At 57.2% G+C, this 17758-nt stretch carries 21 protein-coding genes; 2 read left to right on the forward strand and 19 right to left on the reverse strand.

The window, feature by feature from the left end:
- Positions 1-226: 226 nt before the first annotated feature.
- The 5 genes from C4S72_RS23705 to C4S72_RS23725 all read right to left on the reverse strand — a co-directional run bounded on the left by C4S72_RS23705 (position 227) and on the right by C4S72_RS23725 (position 4076).
- On the reverse strand, positions 227-832 hold the full coding sequence (locus C4S72_RS23705) for a Yip1 family protein (protein ID WP_104005692.1): 606 nt from the start codon (positions 830-832) through the stop codon (positions 227-229).
- 126 nt (positions 833-958) lie between these two features.
- Positions 959-1867 carry a heme o synthase gene (gene cyoE, locus C4S72_RS23710; RefSeq protein WP_104005693.1) on the reverse strand — a complete coding sequence of 303 codons (909 nt, stop codon included), beginning with the start codon at positions 1865-1867 and terminating at the stop codon, positions 959-961.
- Positions 1845-2873: a COX15/CtaA family protein gene (locus tag C4S72_RS23715; protein WP_235009248.1), complete on the reverse strand. Its 1029-nt coding sequence runs from the start codon at positions 2871-2873 to the stop codon at positions 1845-1847. Before C4S72_RS23715 ends, cyoE begins: the two co-directional genes overlap by 23 nt.
- A 13-nt stretch (positions 2874-2886) precedes the next feature.
- Positions 2887-3354, reverse strand: a complete 468-nt coding sequence (locus tag C4S72_RS23720) for a hypothetical protein (RefSeq protein WP_104005694.1) — start codon at positions 3352-3354, stop codon at positions 2887-2889.
- Complete coding sequence (locus C4S72_RS23725) at positions 3321-4076, reverse strand: SURF1 family protein (RefSeq protein ID WP_160115581.1); 756 nt, start codon at positions 4074-4076, stop codon at positions 3321-3323. Before C4S72_RS23725 ends, C4S72_RS23720 begins: the two co-directional genes overlap by 34 nt.
- A 26-nt stretch (positions 4077-4102) precedes the next feature.
- Between C4S72_RS23725 and C4S72_RS23730 the strand changes: the two genes are divergently transcribed.
- On the forward strand, positions 4103-4306 hold the full coding sequence (locus C4S72_RS23730; RefSeq protein ID WP_104005696.1) for a DUF2909 domain-containing protein: 204 nt from the start codon (positions 4103-4105) through the stop codon (positions 4304-4306).
- 24 nt (positions 4307-4330) lie between these two features.
- Here C4S72_RS23730 and C4S72_RS23735 read toward each other — a convergent pair whose 3' ends face one another.
- The 9 genes from C4S72_RS23735 to msrP form a co-directional block, all read right to left on the reverse strand.
- Entirely contained in the window at positions 4331-5233 is a 903-nt protein-coding gene (locus tag C4S72_RS23735) for a cytochrome c oxidase subunit 3 (protein ID WP_407657731.1), read from the reverse strand.
- Complete coding sequence (locus C4S72_RS23740; protein ID WP_104005698.1) at positions 5230-5802, reverse strand: cytochrome c oxidase assembly protein; 573 nt, start codon at positions 5800-5802, stop codon at positions 5230-5232. The genes C4S72_RS23735 and C4S72_RS23740 overlap by 4 nt, the downstream gene beginning before the upstream one ends.
- Before the next feature lie 4 nt (positions 5803-5806).
- Positions 5807-7417: a cytochrome c oxidase subunit I gene (gene ctaD / locus C4S72_RS23745; protein ID WP_104005699.1), complete on the reverse strand. Its 1611-nt coding sequence runs from the start codon at positions 7415-7417 to the stop codon at positions 5807-5809.
- The gene (gene coxB / locus C4S72_RS23750) at positions 7417-8547 is read right to left on the reverse strand and encodes a cytochrome c oxidase subunit II (protein ID WP_104005806.1); all 1131 of its coding nucleotides are present in this window, start codon (positions 8545-8547) and stop codon (positions 7417-7419) included. Before coxB ends, ctaD begins: the two co-directional genes overlap by 1 nt.
- Positions 8548-8767: 220 nt before the next feature.
- On the reverse strand, positions 8768-8974 hold the full coding sequence (locus C4S72_RS23755; protein ID WP_104005700.1) for a DUF2970 domain-containing protein: 207 nt from the start codon (positions 8972-8974) through the stop codon (positions 8768-8770).
- 90 nt (positions 8975-9064) lie between these two features.
- Entirely contained in the window at positions 9065-9307 is a 243-nt protein-coding gene (locus C4S72_RS23760; RefSeq protein ID WP_104005701.1) for a DUF3144 domain-containing protein, read from the reverse strand.
- Positions 9308-9321: 14 nt separating this feature from the next.
- Positions 9322-9624, reverse strand: a complete 303-nt coding sequence (locus C4S72_RS23765) for a hypothetical protein (protein WP_104005702.1) — start codon at positions 9622-9624, stop codon at positions 9322-9324.
- 167 nt (positions 9625-9791) lie between these two features.
- Complete coding sequence (locus tag C4S72_RS23770) at positions 9792-10424, reverse strand: protein-methionine-sulfoxide reductase heme-binding subunit MsrQ (protein WP_104005703.1); 633 nt, start codon at positions 10422-10424, stop codon at positions 9792-9794.
- Positions 10415-11419 (reverse strand): protein-methionine-sulfoxide reductase catalytic subunit MsrP, encoded by a 1005-nt coding sequence (gene msrP / locus C4S72_RS23775; RefSeq protein WP_104005704.1) that lies wholly within the window; start codon positions 11417-11419, stop codon positions 10415-10417. Before msrP ends, C4S72_RS23770 begins: the two co-directional genes overlap by 10 nt.
- A 308-nt stretch (positions 11420-11727) precedes the next feature.
- Here msrP and C4S72_RS23780 point away from each other — a divergent pair, with 308 nt between their 5' ends.
- Entirely contained in the window at positions 11728-12657 is a 930-nt protein-coding gene (locus C4S72_RS23780; protein WP_104005705.1) for a 2-hydroxyacid dehydrogenase, read from the forward strand.
- A gap of 70 nt (positions 12658-12727) precedes the next feature.
- Here C4S72_RS23780 and C4S72_RS23785 read toward each other — a convergent pair whose 3' ends face one another.
- The 5 genes from C4S72_RS23785 to C4S72_RS23805 all read right to left on the reverse strand — a co-directional run bounded on the left by C4S72_RS23785 (position 12728) and on the right by C4S72_RS23805 (position 17685).
- The gene (locus tag C4S72_RS23785; RefSeq protein ID WP_104005706.1) at positions 12728-14185 is read right to left on the reverse strand and encodes an NAD-dependent succinate-semialdehyde dehydrogenase; all 1458 of its coding nucleotides are present in this window, start codon (positions 14183-14185) and stop codon (positions 12728-12730) included.
- Positions 14186-14249: 64 nt separating this feature from the next.
- A complete protein-coding gene (locus C4S72_RS23790) occupies positions 14250-15134 on the reverse strand; it encodes a GNAT family N-acetyltransferase (protein ID WP_104005707.1) in 885 nt (294 codons plus the stop codon).
- An 11-nt stretch (positions 15135-15145) separates the two neighbouring features.
- The gene (locus C4S72_RS23795) at positions 15146-15622 is read right to left on the reverse strand and encodes an Lrp/AsnC family transcriptional regulator (RefSeq protein WP_104005708.1); all 477 of its coding nucleotides are present in this window, start codon (positions 15620-15622) and stop codon (positions 15146-15148) included.
- 54 nt (positions 15623-15676) lie between these two features.
- Positions 15677-16345, reverse strand: coding sequence for a hypothetical protein (locus C4S72_RS23800; protein WP_104005709.1), 669 nt, complete (start codon positions 16343-16345; stop codon positions 15677-15679).
- Between the two features lie 377 nt (positions 16346-16722).
- Entirely contained in the window at positions 16723-17685 is a 963-nt protein-coding gene (locus C4S72_RS23805; protein WP_104005710.1) for a LysR family transcriptional regulator, read from the reverse strand.
- Between the last annotated feature and the right edge of the window lie 73 nt (positions 17686-17758).

Here is a 17758-nt window from a genome sequence, read left to right on the forward strand (position 1 = left end):
CTTAGAAATTCAAGTGGTTGGAAAACCGCCTCGCTGGTCGTCTGCAACCCCGAAGGGCGTGTCGTCTCAAGCGAGGAGGCGCATTCTACAGACCTACCGGAGGGAGTCAACAGCCTTTTTGGAAATAATTTACAAAAACTTCAAAGCGCCCTTTTGGGGCTGTAAACAGGCCATAAGAAAGGGAGCTAAGGCTCCCTTTCTTCACACTCCCTTCGATGCAGGAAAATCATCCAGAGACATAGCTTAACGGTACCACCGTACTCCAGAGAATCACCGTAGCGGCCAGCAGACCTACCAGCACTACCAGACCCACGGTGAGGATAGAGGTTGAAAAGAAGAATGCGCGGTCTTCCGGAATCTGCATGATCTCCGGTACACCACTGTAGAGCAGGTAGACCGAGTAGCTCAGCGCTATCAATCCCACGATGACGTTGAACCACAGCATGGGGTATAGACCTGCAAGCCCAGACAGGAACAAAGGTGTCGCGGTAAAGGTTGTCAGCACCATGCACTCGTCAAAGCTCACGCTGCCGCCATAGGTTTTCTCCATCCAGCGGATCGTATAGGCGATGAAGCCAACGGCGACCCACATCGCGATATAGAGCGCGATCGCTGCGGGTAACGCACTGGACACTGAAAGTTTTACGTAATCGGAACCGGTAATACTCCAGCCTACCTGAGTAGTACCTATAAACAGCGCTATAGCCGGGATTGCGGCCAGTACGCTGATCTGGGCGAGGAACACATGTGTTGTGGAGTAATGCTCACTCTTGATTGAGCGCCACTCCCGCTTCGGGTGATAGAACACCCCCATCATGTGCTGCAGGAACATACGTCTACCCTCCTAACGAACGGCTATTGTTATTTTCCCGTCCGTGTTGCTTTGCAGATTGGTCTTCAGGCATGGCGTGAGGATTCACGATTCCGCCTTTCCATCACCCGCTTTCCAGCGGACTTTTTACAGCTGCAGTTTCAAGTAGTGATCAACAAGAAGTATGGCAAACAACGCCATGATGTACAGGATCGAGAAGCGGAACATTTTCATCGGATCCGCAGCCTCACGCGTACTGTACAGACGCCAGGCCCAGTAAAGCAGGCGAGCATCTATTACCAGTACGCAGGCCAGATAGATCAGACCACTGAGACCAATAAAATATGGCAAGAAGGTCAGCAGCACGGTTATCAGCGTGTATAAAAGAATCTGTAACCGGGTGAAGTTCTCTCCATGGGTGATCGGCAGCATCGGAATCCCCGCACGGGCATAATCATCCTTGCGAGCGATACACAGCGCCCAGAAATGAGGTGGCGTCCAGGCGAAGATAATCAGCATCAGCAACAGACCGTCTGCAGTGATCTGGCCGGTGACGGCAACCCAGCCTATCAACGGCGGCGCCGCACCCGCTACGCCACCTATCACGATGTTCTGCGGCGTAGCCCGTTTCAGAAACGCGGTGTAAACGAAGGCATAACCGATCAGCGAACCGAGCGTCAGCCAGGCTGTGAGCGGATTGACCGTTAGCGCCAGCAAGGCGATACCCGCGATACCCAGCAACGCGGCAAACACCACCGCCTGTAAAGGCGTCACCCTCCCCTGTGGCAGGGGACGGCGAGCGGTGCGCGCCATACGAGCGTCTATCCCCTGATCCAGCACATGATTCACCGCTGCTGCCGAGGCCGCGGCCAGCCCAACCCCGAGATTGGTCAATAGCAGCAGGGGCAATGACGGCAATCCAGAGGTTGCCAGACACATTCCCACCACCAGGGTTAGCAACATCACTGCAATGACTTTTAGCTTGCAGAGCGCCAGGTAATCGCGCCAGCCCGCCTTACCGACTATCTCTGGTCTAGCCAGGGGATAGGTAGCCATGAATGACCTCCGTTCGCGTCCGCTTTACAAAAGCCCTGCCGTAAACGGCCATCACCGCTAGCAGCAGCATAACCGCTGCGGCGTGATGAGCCGTCGCTAAAGCCAGGGGTAACTGGAAAATCACGTTGAGCACTCCCAATGCAATCTGGCCACAGGTCACCACCCAAACCAGCCCAAGCCAAGGCATCAGGGAGTGGTTCTCGCGCAGGCGCCAGGTTGCCATCAGCAGGGAAATAACAAACATCAGCGCGCCGAGCCGGTGGCTGATCTGGATAGCAGCCCGCGCCTCAGCCGGAAGCAGGCCGCCCTCATAGTTGGGACCAAGAGGAACCACCGGATTCATCCCGGTAGCAAAATCATATTCGACCGAGCTCTCCTGATGACAGACCAGCCAGTGATCGCACGCCCAGCCTGCGTAGTTTGTGCTGGTCCAGCCCCCCAGTGAAATCTGAATAAACAGCGCCGCGACGAGCATCACCGCCCCAACATCTGGGTGACGATCGGTTTGCAGGCCATGATCTTTCAATACACTCAGCCTTTGGCGCAGCCTCACCAACAGGGCAAGAGTGGTCATTCCACCCAGCAGATGCAGAGTGACCACCCAGGGAACCAGCTTGAGAGTCACCGTCCACATGCCGAACAGCCCTTGAACGATCACCAGCACGAGCAGACCGCAGGAGAGCACAACGGGATAGCCTTCAAGCTTGCGCTTACGCATTGCAAGCAGCGCCTGCAAAAGAATCAGTAAACCCAACAGTGAAGCGGCATAACGATGCACCATCTCCAGCCAGCCTTTTTTCAGATCCACCACATGGCCAGGGAAATCGATCAGGATCCGCTCTTCAACCTGATGCGCTGACGGCAACACGAAATGCCCATAACAGGCCGGCCAGTCAGGGCAACCCAGACCCGCATCATTAAGACGGGTCCAGCCGCCGAGCAGAACCACCACAAGAGCAAGCCCTATGGACAGATTGACCAGGCGCAGGCTGACGTTCAGATTCATGCCCACCTCCGACTCAGCCTAGCTGAGATGCCTTAAGCAGACGCTTGAGATCCTTAAGCAGCGGCTTGCCGATCAGCTCAGGCCCGTACTTCAGCACCAGATTGCCGTTGGGATCAATCAACCAGACGCCCTGCTCCATGTCGAGCGTTTCCGCCTCGGCCACATGCACACGCAACCGGGTCGAATCCCGTCCGAGCGCATCATGAATGGCCTTAAGCTGCGCCACCTGGCTCTGACAGTTTTGCCGACACTCGCTTTCAGGCTTGACCAGCAGGGTCCAGTGCCCTGTGTATAACTCGCTGCTGCCGCCCCATTGGTTCAGCGTGAGTACCGGGTTCTGCAATTCACCTTGATTGGTACCCCCGCCTGTCAGAGAAAACTCCTGGGTATAGGCCAAAAACGCTGTCCCCATGGGTATCAGCGCTGTCGCCCAGATCGCCCAGAGAGTCAGTCGTGATGCTGTTTTCTTGTTATTTTCCATTCCAGCACTCCTCCCAGAATCAGCAGGGTCAGCGCTAACGCAAACCACTGCACCGCGTAGCCTAGGTGCCTTTCCGGCGGCATCTGCCCCGCACCGGGGACCCTCGCCTTAACTCCCTCGATCGCCGGCTGATCCAGCCAGAACATCCAGGGCTGCAGCGGCAGCTGCCATCGCTCCGCCAGCTGCGCCACGCTTTGCCGCTGTACTCGCCACGCGGCATCGGAACCGGAACCTTCAGCACTCAGGGTAAAAGTATCCACCGGTGCACCGATCACACCGGACAGACTGGTCACATCCGATCTACCTTCTATCGCCACTGTCGGCTCCTGGTTGCGACTGACCGGCGAAGGCAACCAGCCCAGATTCACTGCCATATAGGAACCATCTTCTAGCTGCACAGGCAGAAAAAGCTCATAACCGGCACGCCCCTGATCGGTACGGTTATCCAGAAACAGCGGACGGGCCTTGGGCCAGCGCACCGACAGCTGCGCTTTTATCCATCTATGCTCCGCCAACGCCCGGTTTATCTCACTCGCCGTTGGCGATATCAGCGGCGTCGCTTGTTGCTGCAACTGCCAATCTTTTTTCTGTTCGGCCCGATCCAGCTGCCAAAACCCCAGAGATGAAAGACCTGCAACGACAAGCAGCCAGAGCGGGTAGATCCATAACCGGGCATTCAGCTTGCCGGATACACGCCCCTCTTCTTTACTGAGTGAAAACAACAAACGAACCACCACAGGACAGCCCTATGTTTCGTGTCGCCGCGCTGCTGATCTTCGCCGCCATCGTCACCGCCCTGTTCACCAGCCTCTGGTTCATGATGAAAGACAAGGATGGCGAAAAACGCATGGCTAACACGCTGATGATCCGGGTGATCCTGAGTGCCGCACTACTTGCTTTGGTGCTGTTCGGTTTTCTCACCGGCCATCTCCACTCCCACGTACCCTGGTAGTCGCGCAGCGTCACTGCGCCGTTCCTAGAACACGTAAACAAACAGGAACAGCCCGATCCACACCACATCTACAAAGTGCCAATACCAGGCCACTGCCTCGAAGCCAAAATGATGCTTTGAGTCGAAGTGCCCCTTGAGAATCCGCAGCAGAATGATGATCAGCATCAGCGTACCGAGGGTGACATGCAGGCCGTGGAAGCCGGTCAAGATAAAGAAGGTTGCGCCATAGACACCGGCATGCAGGGTCAGACCCAGGTCGTTATAGGCGTGCACATATTCATAGGCCTGAAAGCCGATAAAGACCGCCCCCAGCGAGATAGTCGCAGCAAGCCATAGCGCAACCTGCGGCCGCTTATCCTTGAGCAGAGCATGATGCGCCAGCGTCACCGTGAAGCTGGAGCTCACCAGTAACACTGTGTTGAGCAGCGGAATATGCCAGGGGTCGACGATCGCTCTGGGGCCGGCGAACTGTTCCGCATCCGGTGGATTCATCAGCGGCCATTCCGCGGTGAACCCCGGCCAGAGCATCTGCGACACGCCCTTATCGCCCTCGCCGCCGAGCCAGGGCACCGCCAGGTTGCGCACATAGAAGAGCGCCCCAAAGAACGCCGCGAAGAACATCACCTCAGAGAAGATGAACCAGCTCATACCCCAGCGAAAAGAGCGATCCATCTGTGGACTGTAAAGACCGGCACGACTTTCATGGATGACATGGCTGAACCAGCCCACCAGGATACCCGCCATCAACAGCACACCCAGCAGCAGCAATACCACGCCGAAGGTCCCATCCGCCTTACCGCTAAGGCCGTTGATCGTCGTACCCGCCCCGAACGCCAGCAGGAACATGGCGAACGATGCCAGGATTGGCCAGCTGCTTTGCGCCGGAACGTAGTAGGACTCCTGAGTATTCATGTTTGAAGCACTCATATCCTGGAACCTCCCATCTGGGTCTCTTCAGAGCGGCTCGCGGTTTTATCCGGCGAGATATCGAAGAGCGTGTAGGAAAGCGTGATCGAATGAATATGCTCAGGCAGCTCCGCATCGATCACAAACAGCAGCGGCATATCCACCGATTCGCCCGCTGCCAGCGTCTGAGAGTTAAAGCAGAAACAGTTCACCTTGTGCAGATACTGTGCGGCCTCTCCCGGCGCCACCGAAGGGATCGCCTGGGCCACCATAGAACGCCCGGTGGGATTGGTCGCCTGAAACGCCGTCTGCCGCATCTCCCCCGGGTTCACGCTAACCAGGGAATCTATGGGTCCAAATCGCCAGGGCATTCCCTCATTATTCACCCCGATCAAACGCACCTTGATTTGGCGCTGCTCATCAATGGCGGTCTGTTCCACCGGCCCTGTATTGGTAATCTTGCCGTTCAGGCCGGTTACCCGACAGAACACGTCATAAAGAGGCACCAGCGCGAAGCCAAAACCGAACATCAGCACCGCCGCCAGCAGCAGGCGCGTGATCAAGCGACGGTTGGCACGTTGAAGGCTCATCGTCTTAATCCACTTTCGGCGGTGTGCTGAAGGTGTGATAAGGCGCCGGTGAATCCACGGTCCACTCCAACCCCTCGGCACCTTCCCAGACCTGGGCGCTGGCTTTTTCACCACTGCGCACGTTCTGGATCACGTTCCAGACAAACAGCAGCTGCGAAAAGCCAAAGATAAAGGCACCGATGGAGGCCACCATATTGAAGTCGGCAAACTGCAGCGCGTAATCAGGGATACGCCTTGGCATACCGGCTAGGCCAATAAAGTGCATCGGGAAGAAGGTGATGTTGACGCCGATAAAGCTAAGCCAGAAATGCAGCTTGCCCAGGGTTTCGTTGAGCTGATGCCCAGTCCACTTCGGCAGCCAGAAGTAGACCGCTGCCATGATCGAGAAGATCGCACCCGGCACCAGCACGTAGTGGAAGTGCGCCACGACGAAGTAGGTATCGTGATACTGAAAATCCACCGGCGCGATCGCCAGCATCAGACCGGAGAAACCACCAATGGTGAACAGCACCACAAAAGCGATAGCAAAGAGCATCGGTGTTTCAAAGGTGAGCGAGCCGCGGAACATGGTCGCCACCCAGTTAAACACCTTCACCCCGGTGGGCACCGCGATCAGCATGGTGGCGAACATAAAGAACAGTTCGCCCACCAGCGGCAGCCCCACGGTGAACATGTGGTGTGCCCAGACCAGGAAGGAAAGAATCGCGATAGACGCCGTTGCGTACACCATCGAGGCATAACCGAACAATTTCTTGCGCGAAAAGGTCGGAATGATCTGGCTGATAATGCCGAACGCCGGCAGGATCATGATGTACACCTCGGGGTGACCGAAGAACCAGAACACATGCTGGAACAGCACCGGATCACCGCCGCCGGCGGCATTAAAGAAGCTGGTACCGAAATGGATATCCATCAGCATCATGGTGACCACACCGGCCAGCACCGGCATCACCGCAATCAGCAGAAACGCGGTAATCAGCCAGGACCAGACAAACAGCGGCAGCTTCATCATGGTCATGCCGGGAGCACGCATGTTCAGAATGGTGGCGATGATGTTGATCGCGCCCATGATGGAGCTCGCCCCCATGATATGGATGGCGAAGATAAAGTAGGTCACGCTGGGTGGCGCATAAGTCGTGGACAGAGGCGCATAGAAGGTCCAACCAAAGTTGGGCGCACCGCCATCCATAAACAGGGTGGAAACCAGCATCGCGAAGGCGAACGGCAGAATCCAGAAACTCCAGTTATTCATCCGCGGCAGCGCCATGTCCGGCGCTCCGATCATCATCGGAATCATCCAGTTGGCCAGCCCAACGAAAGCAGGCATCACCGCGCCGAATACCATGATCAGGCCGTGCATGGTGGTCATCTGGTTAAAGAAGCCCGGCTCCACCAGCTGCAGCCCCGGCTGAAACAGCTCGGCGCGGATCAGCAGCGCCATCACGCCGCCGGTCAGGAACATCAGCAGGCTGAACCAGAGGTAGAGCGAGCCGATATCCTTGTGGTTGGTGGTGAAGAGCCAGCGGCCTATACCTTTCGCCGGGCCGTGATGATGCTCCTCGTGCAGTTCGCCAGCGGTAGTATCCAAGCCCCCGGTCGTATCCAAGATAGCCATCAGTTGCCCTCCCCTTGTGCAGCGCCGATCCGGTCCGCAATCTGCGTGGGCGAAACCGCCTCGCCGGTACTATTACCCCAGGCGTTGCGCTCATAGGTGATCACTGCAGCCAGCTCGACCGGATCCAGCTGATCGCGGAACGCCTGCATCGCTGTGCCGGTTTTGCCGTTAAGCACGATATCGATATGCGCACCCACATCACCCACGGCGATCGGGCTGTTTTTCAGCGCCGGGAAGGCAGGTGGCAACCCTTCGCCATTGGCCTGGTGACAGGCGGCACAGGTGCCCAGGTAAACCTGCTCACCCCGCTGCATCAGCTCGTCCAGCGTCCAGCTGCGATTGGCCGCCTCCGCTGCTGCGGCCTTTTCGGCCTTGGCAGCCACCAGCCACTGCTGGAACTCCTCTGGCGAAACCGCCTCAACCACGATCGGCATAAAGCCGTGATCCTTGCCGCAAAGCTCGGCACACTGACCGCGGTAGATGCCGGGCTCATCGATCTGGGCCCAGGCTTCATTGATAAAGCCCGGAATCGCATCCTTCTTCACCGCCAGTGCCGGCACCCACCAGCTGTGGATAACGTCATTGGCCGTAAGTAGAAAGCGAATTTTGGTATCGGTAGGTAGTACCAGATGGCGATCCACTTCCAGAAGGTAGTTTTCGCTCTTGGCCTGGTCGTTAGTGACCTGCTCTTGAGGAGTTGCCAGGTTACTGAAGAAATCCAGATCCTGATCCAGGTACTGGTAGCGCCATTTCCACTGGTAACCGGTGACCTGCACATCGAGGCCGGCATCTTTGGGGTCGTACATCTTGACCAACGTCGCCGTTGCCGGCACCGCCATGGCGACCAGAATACCCAGAGGAATCAGCGTCCAGATCACCTCCACCAGCGTGTGCTCGTGAAAATGATGGGCTTTAGCACCGCGTGACTTGCGGTGATGAAAGATCGACCAGAACATGATGCCGAATACCACGCAGCCGATGGCCACACAGATCCAGAAGATCGTCATGTGCAGATCGTAGATGGAGCGACTGATCTCGGTCACACCGGGACTGAGATTCACCGTCCACTCGGCCCTCGCCGTCAGCGGCAACAGGGTCAGCGGGAAGCTCCGGGATATTATTCTTATCATTCCCATGCCTGGCCTCCATAAGGATATGCCCAGGTTCCATTCCGGCCCGCCGGGGAGCGGGTCCCTTTCCCTTTGGAATCAGAGAGCTAAGCAAACACCTTTTGACTGCTGGCGACTGGCTTTGCGTTGGCCCTCACTGCCGAGTATAGCAGCCGTCAGAAAAATGCAAGGAAGTGACAGGTTGAAGATGCGAACGTCGGGCTTTGTCGCCAAAAAGGTATTAAGCGCCACTTAGACTCAAAGCCCAACGAACGAGAAAAATCACGAAAATCACGAAAAGTGCGGCCATCAACAGGCCTACGACCACGAAGTGGATGGCGCGCCCCTCTTTGAAATCCTCCTCCCGGCGACGCTCGGATTGAACGCCGAAAAAACCGGAAAGAACACCAATCAGGGTTCGCCACCAGCGCTGCAGAATATGACTCATAAGACTCACCTTCCTTAAGAAACCTGTGAGCAGGTCTCTTAAGATATAGGTCAGGCAAGCCTCTTTTGCGAAATGGCTATACCGAGACGATCAGCCGCCGCGCTGCATCTCTCGAATCGCCTCTTCCAGCATCTGACGATACTGGTCGGTCAGAAATCCCACCGCCTTGGCGGCATCCTCATCCTCGCCCTGGCTGATGTAATTAAATGCATTAAACCGCGCGGCGGCATGCATGATCGCGGCGCTCAACATAGGCTGAGCCCACTCCTCCAGCATCTCGTTGGCGAGATTGACGAACTCATCCGATACTTCAAAAAAATCAGCTTCAAGCATCTCGCACTCCTCGGTTACTCAACCATATCGCCGCAGAGATATTCATCTATCTCACGCAAAATGTACGGGTTCGACTTGATATCGCGGGCCAGAGCCACGCTTTCAGCGGGGCTGAAACCGTTCAGATCGAAGGAAAGGGAACCCGCCTGCTGGTTGTCATAGAACAGACTGAGATGCAGCCGAATCGTATGATGAGCTTCGGTGGCAAGCTGCAAGCGGGATACCACGCGCAGATGCATGTCCACCACATTGATAAAATTCAGCGCGCCATCGCCGGTAAGCCCCGCCGTATCGATTCGTTCTGCGGTGTTCGACATCCCCTTTTCTCCCTGTCGTGTTTTTCAACCCGTCGAGAGAAATTGCATATCGAATGCCAGAACAGCAACTACGCGAAGTACAGCTAAGCTACTGATATGGAAGGAGTGACCCAAACCCGACAACACGCCCGCTAGCGCAAAGTGTCGGGTTTACGCCAAAAACAGGCTCAGGCGTGCTGAACCCGACTACGTCGTTTCAACCAATAAACAACCCGGTGGCCCAGCAGAACCAGCAGCACCAGCGCGTAGCCAAGCACCTCCCCGAAGCCTGCGCGAATCAGCCAGGCAAAATGCAGCATCGCCAGCAGCGCTATGGGGTAAACCAGGTAGTGCAGCTGCTGCCAGTGCCTGCCCAGCCTGCGAACCCAGCCTCTGGTCGAGGTGATACCGAGCGCCACCAGCCCCAGCCAGGCAATAAAGCCGACAATGATGTAGGGCCGCTCCGACAGCTCCCGCGCGATGAGGTCTGCGCGCCAGCCGAGAATAAAAGTGGCGAAGGAGAGCAGATGAAGACAGGCGTAAAACAGCGTGTAGAGCCCGAACATACGCCGGTAGCGCTGCAGCCAGCCCCATCCAAACAGGCGGCGACAGGGTGTCACCGCCAGGGTCAGAAACAGAAATCTGAGCGTCCAGATACCGAAAAAGGTGACAATGGTCTGCGCAGGGTCCGCGCCCAGATCAAGGCTATAAGCGGCCTCAGCAATATACGCCAGCGGCAGCAACGGCAGTAGAAACAGCAACCACCAGAAGCTCCTGCGCCCGACCTTGGAGCGATGCAGCTCAGCGATACTTAATACCATTTGCGCAGATCCATACCCTGATAGAGATGCGCCACCTGATCAGCGTAACCATTGAACATCCGTGTATCGATCTGGTTGGGGTTGAACAGCGACGACGGCAGACGCCGTTCGGTGGCCTGGCTCCAGCGCGGGTGGTCCACTTGCGGGTTCACATTGGCGTAAAAGCCGTATTCGCTCGGCGCCGTCTCATTCCAGGTCGCGCGCGGCATCTGTTCGGTAAAGCGGATGCTGACGATCGACTTGATACTCTTGAAGCCATATTTCCAGGGCACAACCAGCCGGAACGGCGCGCCGTTCTGCGGCGGCAGCGCATCGCCATAGACACCGACCGCCATCAGCGTCAACGGATGCATCGCCTCATCCATCCGCAGGCCTTCTGAATAGGGCCAGTTCAGCGTACTGAAAAAGCTCTTCTGCCCCGGCATCTGCGAAGGGTCATGCAGAGTGGTGAACTCTACGAACTTGGCGTTACCGGTGGGCTCCAGACGAGAGATCAACTTGTTGAGCGGCACGCCGACCCAGGGAATCACCATGGACCAGGCTTCGACACAGCGCAGGCGATAGATCCGCTCCTCCAGCTCGTGAGGCTTGAGCAGATCCTCCAGGTTATAGGAACCTGGCTTGCTGCACTCGCCACTGACCTCAACCTTCCAGGGGTCGGTTTTCAACCCCTGCGCCTTGGCCTTGGGGTCCTCTTTTGCCAGACCGAATTCGTAAAAATTGTTATGACCAGTGACGTGGCGATAAGGCGTCAGATCTTCACCCTCGATCACCTCGCCCTTGCTGGCAGCACGCAGTTTTTCCTGCAGCCATTCCGGGCCCGGATAGCGTTTCGCCTCATCCGGTAACTCGTAACGTTCCAGCGCCCGAGCGGGTCCCGCAGCCATCAGCGCGCCACCGGCCAGCATCGCCTTGAGCAGCTCGCGACGGCGGCGGTAGACCGATTCCGGTGTTATTTCGCTGGACCGGATATCCGATGGTTTCTTAATCAACATCCGACGTCTCCTTATTTCGTAACGGGTTAGACGCCAGGCTTTACGTAAAGCTCCCTGCGTCTTCTGCTGTGTAGTCGCGCGAAGGCGTTAAACCTTACACTGGAGCACCCCATTTCTTTGATTTCCTCAGGACTATCTCCATTACGAAACGGGGCTCATTACCGATCATCTGCGCCCTGCGGGCGCAGAACTCGCAGAACCTGCTTTAACGAGTGTCGATTTAAGCAGTCAATGCTGCCAACTTTCAGTAGGCTAAGGGATTATGCAGACAAACGGCCCAACGTCGGCAGCCGCCAAAAGGAATCCCCATGAGTTTTATCTACCACGCTGACCGGCAGCGCGGTCTTCGCTGGAAGCAGTACTTTGCCGATCACGCACCGCATATCCCCTTTCATATCTGGCCGGAAACCGGCGACCCCGAAGCGGTACGTTTTATCGGTACCTGGTCACCGGAAGCGATCGAGGATCTGAGCCGCTTTCCCAACCTCGAGGCGATCTTCTCCATCGGCGCCGGTATCGACCAGTTCGATCTGACGCGCATCCCTCCGCAGATCCCGCTGATACGGATGCAGGAACCGGGTATCGTCTACACCATGCGTGAATACGTACTGATGGCGGCGCTCGGCATCCATCGCAACCTGGTCGACTATATCGATCAGCAGCGCCGCGAAGTGTACGAAATCTTCGACGTGAAACCGGTTGCCGAAACGACTATCGGTGTTCTTGGCATGGGTCAGCTGGGAACGGCGGTTGCCTCAACACTTTCCAGTATAGGTTTCGACTGCCGCGGCTGGAGCCGCTCGGGCAAACCGCAGCAAGGCGTGCAGGTGTTCAAAGGAGAGCAGGAGCTGAGCGTTTTTCTCGCCGGCTGCGATATCCTCGTCTGCCTGTTACCGCTGACCGCCGAAACCCGCGGCATACTCAACAGCCAGCTATTCAGCAAACTACCCAAGGGCGCAGGCCTGATAAATGTAGGTCGCGGCGATCATCTGGTCGAGGCCGATCTGCTCAACGCGCTGGAAAGCGGCCAACTGTCATCAGCCGTGCTTGATGTGCAGAGCCCGGAACCGCTACCTAAAGGCCACCCTTTCTGGCAACACCCGCAAATTTTGATGACGCCCCACATCGCCAGCCAGACCCAGCCGGAGTCCGCAGCGGCGGTACTGCTGGAAAATATCGACAACCTGACCCAGGGCAAGCCGGTCACCGGACTGGTAGACCGCTCCAGGGGCTACTGAACCAGCCAGATATCAGACGTAAAAAAGCCGCCCTTTTCAGGCGGCTTGTTTCTGGCGCTTCAGCCGAAACTCAGAGGCCGCCGATATGGAAGGCCTTCACCTCGAGATATTCATCCATCCCCAGGCTTGAGCCTTCACGACCGATCCCGGACTGCTTGATTCCACCAAACGGCGCTACTTCCATGGAGATAGCGCCGGTATTCAGGCCCACCATGCCGAACTCCAGTGCATCCATCACACGCCAGGAGCGCTGCATATCCTGGGTAAAGTAGTAAGAACCCAGGCCAAAGGGTGTACCGTTGGCGATGGCGATCGCCTCCTCTTCGGTTTCGAATCGGATCAACGGAGCCACAGGACCAAAGGTTTCCTCATGGGCAAGCAGCATATCGGTGTTTGCTTCCGAGAGAACGGTCGGCTTCACGTATGGCGACCCAGCTTCCGGCAGACCGCCGGTCAGCACCCTGGCCCCCTTATCGATGGCGTCCTGAATATGGGCGGTCACTTTATCCACAGCCTGGGCGTTGATCATGGGGCCGATGGTCGTGCCCGGCTCCATGCCGTAACCGACCTTGAGCTTTTCCACCTCTTCGACCAGACGCGCGGCAAAACGGTCATAGATACCGCTCTGTATCAGCAGACGGTTGGCGCAGACACAGGTCTGCCCCGCGTTACGGAACTTGCTGGCCATGGCGCCGGCCACGGCAAGCTCGATATCGGCATCGTCGAAGACAATAAACGGCGCGTTGCCGCCCAGCTCCAGGCTCAACCGCTTGATGGTATCGGCGCTCTGGCGCATCAGCAGGCTGCCAACTCCGGTGGAGCCGGTGAAGGAGATTTTGCGTACCGAGGGGTTAGCGGTCAGTTCGCCACCAATACCCGCCGGCAGACCGGTGATCACGTTAAACACACCGGCCGGAATACCCACACGCTCGGCCATTACCGCCAGCGCCAGCGCCGACAGAGGCGTCAGGTCCGCTGGCTTCACAATGATCGGACAGCCTGCCGCCAGCGCCGGCGCTACCTTGCGGGTAATCATGGCGTTGGGGAAGTTCCAGGGCGTGATCGCAGCACAGACACCCACCGGCTGCTTGATCGTCATCAGGCGGCGATCACCGCTGGGCGCCGGGATCGTCTCACCATAGCTGCGGCGCGCCTCTTCCGAAAACCACTTGGCGAAACTTGCGCCGTAACGCACCTCACCCTGAGATTCGGCCAGGGGCTTGCCCTGCTCCATCGTCATGATGATCGCCAGGTCTTCCAGGTTTTCCAGCATCAGATCGTTCCAGGCTTCCAGCAGCGCAGCGCGCTCCGCCGCAGGGCGGGCACGCCAGGCCGGCCAAGCCTTTTCGGCCAGCTCAATCGCACGGCGGGTTTCGGCTGCGCCCATGGCCGGAACCCTGGCGATAGTCGCGCCGGTAGCCGGATCGGTCACCGCCAGTGTTTCACCGCAGTCGGCATCGATCCATGCGCCATTCACATAAGCTTTCTCCGCCAGCAGCGACGGATCCTTGAGCAGATCTTTTAACATCACACACCCTCTATATCTGTTGGTTTCAGCGCTCTGCCACCGCGGAGTCACTGGCAATTTCCCGTTAGCCCGTTGCCTGGCTGAACAGCGCGTACAGCCGCTCCGCACCCAACGGAGCCGGCGCTTCGCCGCGCCACATCAAACTCACCCGGTCTACCTCGCTCAGCCCCAGCGATGACATCAACGGCTCTAGCCCCGTCTGCTCCGGCAGATCGATACGCAGAAACTCGCCGTCGAGATCTGCCGCCAGCGCTTCGATCATCCGCGCCGCATTCGCCCGGGTAGCGGCAACTACAGGGCCGATCACCCATCCCCTGCCAAAGCGGCGCAGGCAGGCAAAGCCTGTCAGCGCATCTTTTTCTCGAACACCGACCAAACGCTGCTGCGAACGTCGTAACGCCCCGATCAGAGCATCGGGATCCACGCCCCTGGCACGCTTCAGCAGTTGCACGATTTCATCGGCACTCTCGAGTGCCTCCAGCTGACCAAACGCCTCCCCAAGAGCCGACGCCCGGCAGATCCCCTGCCACTGAATCACCGTTCCGGCATCGTTGAAGCCATATTTTCGATACAGGGGAGCCCCCTCTGCAGTGGCGTTCAGGAACAGCGAAGCCGTGGGCGATCGTTCAATCAGCGTTTGCATCAACAGCCTGCCCAGGCCACGGCCGCGACAGGCGCGCCTGACCAGGATCAGCGCCAGCGAGGCACTATCGCCCTGAGCGATACGCAGCCCACAGCCGATCACCTCGGCATCCTCCTCTAGCACCACCGCCTCACCGATCTCCAGCATCAACAGCCAGTCACCGACGCGGTGCGGCCAACCCTGCTCAAACGACAATTGACACATGGCGGGAAGATCCGCAACGCCAGCAACCCTAACGCTGACCCCGGAGACCTCTTCATCAACACCGGCATCCCGGCCGGGCGCGCTGGAAAAACTGTTCGACATAGTCAGGACTCTCACTCCTGTAACAGATTGCGCAGCGGCACAGCTCCGCGCTGCAGCGGCGATTTGATGACGATGTAACTGAAGTATTTCTCGATGCCCAGATCCTGACTGATAAGCGACTCGATCACTTCCTGGTAGTGCCGGATACTGCGACAGAGAAAACGCAGCAGGTAATCGTACCCGCCACTGATAAGGTGACACTCCATCACCTCGTCCACCCGGCCTACCGCCCTTTCGAAGCGGGTAAAGTCCGACAGCCGGTGATCGTGAAGAAAGATTTCGGTGAACACCGTCACCGTTTCCGCCAGACGGCCCAGATCCAGACTGGCGTTGTAGCTGCTTATATAGCCGGCCTGCTCAAGCCGCTTCACCCGCTGCAAGCAGGGGCTTGGCGAAAGACCCACCGCCTCGGCCAGGTTGACGTTGGAGACCCGGCCATTCTCCTGCAACGCCACCAGGATATTGATATCGATGCGGTCCAGCTTCATCGCCTCAGACCTCTCCCCGCATCGACGTCACGTTTTTCAACCAGCGTCCCGGCATCACGGCATACAACCCTCGGTCCTGGTGCTCGCTCCGCGCAGCTGCGTCTGGTGCATCACAACGAGCTCCAGCAGGCTGCTCACTACCAACGCGGCTTCGCCCACTATCTCTGACTTCTGTGCCTCGCGTTGCAACCAACACCAGTCAGCTCCCTCAGGCAGCTGAGATTTGCGTCCGCCGATAAACAGCGCCGGCACGCGCTGATCGACACGCACCTCGTCACAGAGCTCCCCTTCAAGAAAACGAACACCGGGTATCGCGCTGGCCTGCGCCTGGTATGGCTGGGGGCAAAGCACTGAAAGGGTGAAAAACTTACGCAGATAAAGCAGCGCACCGGGCACATCCTCATGGGCCACCCACTGCACCGCACGGCGTATAAAAGCCTCGGTAGCAGCCAGATCCCGGGGCAGGTCCAGTTCATGACGAAGCTCCGTGTAGACCTGCCCGAGACAGGCTTCGAGGCTCGACTCCGGCTGGATATTGCATCGATAAGCAAACAGCGAGTCGAAGCGGCGCAGCAGATACGCATCGTCATGCACACTGCCCGCCGCTTGCGACAACGCCCGCAGTGAGCTCATCAACGAACTGTCGAAGTCCACCAGCCCTGCCGGCAGATCAAGAATCAGATGACGATAGCCAACCAGATCCAAACCACCCTGTCCCTGCATAGGATCCCCCTTACATCCTCATACGCAGATGAAAACAGCACTCCCGGGAAGGGAGTTAGCCGTCACGTCCTGCGCCAAATTCCGGCCGCAAAAAGCCAAGCCTCAAAAAAAAAAGAGGACGATTTTCAAAACCAATGAAATATGCCTTCGGGCGTTTAATTACATTCAGAATAATATGAGTCGCAATTTAAATAAAAGCCAAATTTATAAAAACATATTTATAAAAACATAAAACAAGATATTCCTTATCGTTAACCATGATTTTCCGATATGGATAACATAAAAATAAAGGAGATTTTATGCACCAATAGAAGACATTAAAAACCAACCATGAAAACTAATGGTGCACTACAGGAAGAGAGGGATTTACGGACCTATCAACTTAAATCCAGGTTATGCCTGCGACAGGTTTCTGTAATATTCAGTTCAGGAAAGCGCTCATTCAGCAGAGCAATATCGGCGTGGGTTTCGGCGATGATCCAGTCCTTGACCCTGCGCGCTGCTGGCGACAGAGGCTTGGTTCGGGGGAAGGTGATATGACAGAGACGCCCGGTGGCCACCAACTCGGAGTTGACCGGCACCAGCGCACCATTACAAAGCCAGTTCGAGACAATGTTCATCCAGCCCACCGCAAAACCCTGCCCCAGCAGCGCCGCCTGCAACACCACCGCGTAATCGGTGAACTCCAGGGAGTGGAGCGCCGATGTGGGGCAGTCCACGCTGCTGAAGTAGTCCAGCCAGTTGGTGCGGTTATCAGTGAGGCCGATGTAGGTAGGAGGCTCTCCCTGAGCGGTGAAATGAGTGTCCTTGTACTCCGGGCTGCAGACCAGCACCAACAGCTCAGGTATCAGTAATTCCGCGCCCTGCGAGAGATCTTCCCCGGACATGAAGCGCATGCCGAAGTCCACATCTTCCACCGATCCGGAGATGGCCCCGGACATCAGCTGAAAGCGTATATCCACGTTGGGCAGCTGCGTCTGCAGCCTGTGCATCCTTGGCATCAGCCAGTGCGTGGTGAACGCTGTGGATACAGACAGAGTGACGGTCTCCATGCCTGATCTGCGTGCCGCGATCTCCTGCAGAGATGATTCGATACGCTGGAAACCATCCTTCACCCCGCGATAAAGAATTTCCCCCTCCTCGGTGAGCAGGGTCCGACCGGCACTGCGCTCGAAAAGCTTTACCTGCAGATGCTCTTCAAGCAGCGACAGCATACGACTGACGGCCGGCTGGGTTACCCCCATTTCGGCAGCTGCTTTGGTGAAGTTTCCACAACGCGCGGCGGACTCAAAAACAAACAGAGCGTTGGCGCTTGGAATTTGTCGTCTTAACGATGGCATAACCTCACGTTATGGTATCCAAAATTTTTTTTCAATTGATTCTTACGAACTTCTGCTGTTATTTATTGAATCA

The sequence above is a fragment of the Marinobacterium lutimaris genome (genome assembly GCF_900108065.1).
Classification (GTDB): domain Bacteria; phylum Pseudomonadota; class Gammaproteobacteria; order Pseudomonadales; family Balneatricaceae; genus Marinobacterium_D; species Marinobacterium_D lutimaris.

Excerpts from the sequence above, each read along its gene's own strand:
- C4S72_RS23705 (WP_104005692.1), bottom strand. The coding sequence starts at position 832 with ATGTTCCTGCAGCACATGATGGGGGTGTTCTATCACCCGAAGCGGGAG.
- cyoE (WP_104005693.1), bottom strand. The coding sequence starts at position 1,867 with ATGGCTACCTATCCCCTGGCTAGACCAGAGATAGTCGGTAAGGCGGGC.
- C4S72_RS23715 (WP_235009248.1), bottom strand. The coding sequence starts at position 2,873 with ATGAATCTGAACGTCAGCCTGCGCCTGGTCAATCTGTCCATAGGGCTT.
- C4S72_RS23720 (WP_104005694.1), bottom strand. The coding sequence starts at position 3,354 with ATGGAAAATAACAAGAAAACAGCATCACGACTGACTCTCTGGGCGATC.
- C4S72_RS23730 (WP_104005696.1), top strand. The coding sequence starts at position 4,103 with ATGTTTCGTGTCGCCGCGCTGCTGATCTTCGCCGCCATCGTCACCGCC.
- C4S72_RS23735 (WP_407657731.1), bottom strand. The coding sequence starts at position 5,233 with ATGAGTGCTTCAAACATGAATACTCAGGAGTCCTACTACGTTCCGGCG.
- C4S72_RS23740 (WP_104005698.1), bottom strand. The coding sequence starts at position 5,802 with ATGAGCCTTCAACGTGCCAACCGTCGCTTGATCACGCGCCTGCTGCTG.
- ctaD (WP_104005699.1), bottom strand. The coding sequence starts at position 7,417 with ATGGCTATCTTGGATACGACCGGGGGCTTGGATACTACCGCTGGCGAA.
- coxB (WP_104005806.1), bottom strand. The coding sequence starts at position 8,547 with ATGATAAGAATAATATCCCGGAGCTTCCCGCTGACCCTGTTGCCGCTG.
- C4S72_RS23755 (WP_104005700.1), bottom strand. The coding sequence starts at position 8,974 with ATGAGTCATATTCTGCAGCGCTGGTGGCGAACCCTGATTGGTGTTCTT.
- C4S72_RS23760 (WP_104005701.1), bottom strand. The coding sequence starts at position 9,307 with ATGCTTGAAGCTGATTTTTTTGAAGTATCGGATGAGTTCGTCAATCTC.
- C4S72_RS23765 (WP_104005702.1), bottom strand. The coding sequence starts at position 9,624 with ATGTCGAACACCGCAGAACGAATCGATACGGCGGGGCTTACCGGCGAT.
- C4S72_RS23770 (WP_104005703.1), bottom strand. The coding sequence starts at position 10,424 with ATGGTATTAAGTATCGCTGAGCTGCATCGCTCCAAGGTCGGGCGCAGG.
- msrP (WP_104005704.1), bottom strand. The coding sequence starts at position 11,419 with ATGTTGATTAAGAAACCATCGGATATCCGGTCCAGCGAAATAACACCG.
- C4S72_RS23780 (WP_104005705.1), top strand. The coding sequence starts at position 11,728 with ATGAGTTTTATCTACCACGCTGACCGGCAGCGCGGTCTTCGCTGGAAG.
- C4S72_RS23785 (WP_104005706.1), bottom strand. The coding sequence starts at position 14,185 with ATGTTAAAAGATCTGCTCAAGGATCCGTCGCTGCTGGCGGAGAAAGCT.
- C4S72_RS23790 (WP_104005707.1), bottom strand. The coding sequence starts at position 15,134 with ATGTCGAACAGTTTTTCCAGCGCGCCCGGCCGGGATGCCGGTGTTGAT.
- C4S72_RS23795 (WP_104005708.1), bottom strand. The coding sequence starts at position 15,622 with ATGAAGCTGGACCGCATCGATATCAATATCCTGGTGGCGTTGCAGGAG.
- C4S72_RS23800 (WP_104005709.1), bottom strand. The coding sequence starts at position 16,345 with ATGCAGGGACAGGGTGGTTTGGATCTGGTTGGCTATCGTCATCTGATT.
- C4S72_RS23805 (WP_104005710.1), bottom strand. The coding sequence starts at position 17,685 with ATGCCATCGTTAAGACGACAAATTCCAAGCGCCAACGCTCTGTTTGTT.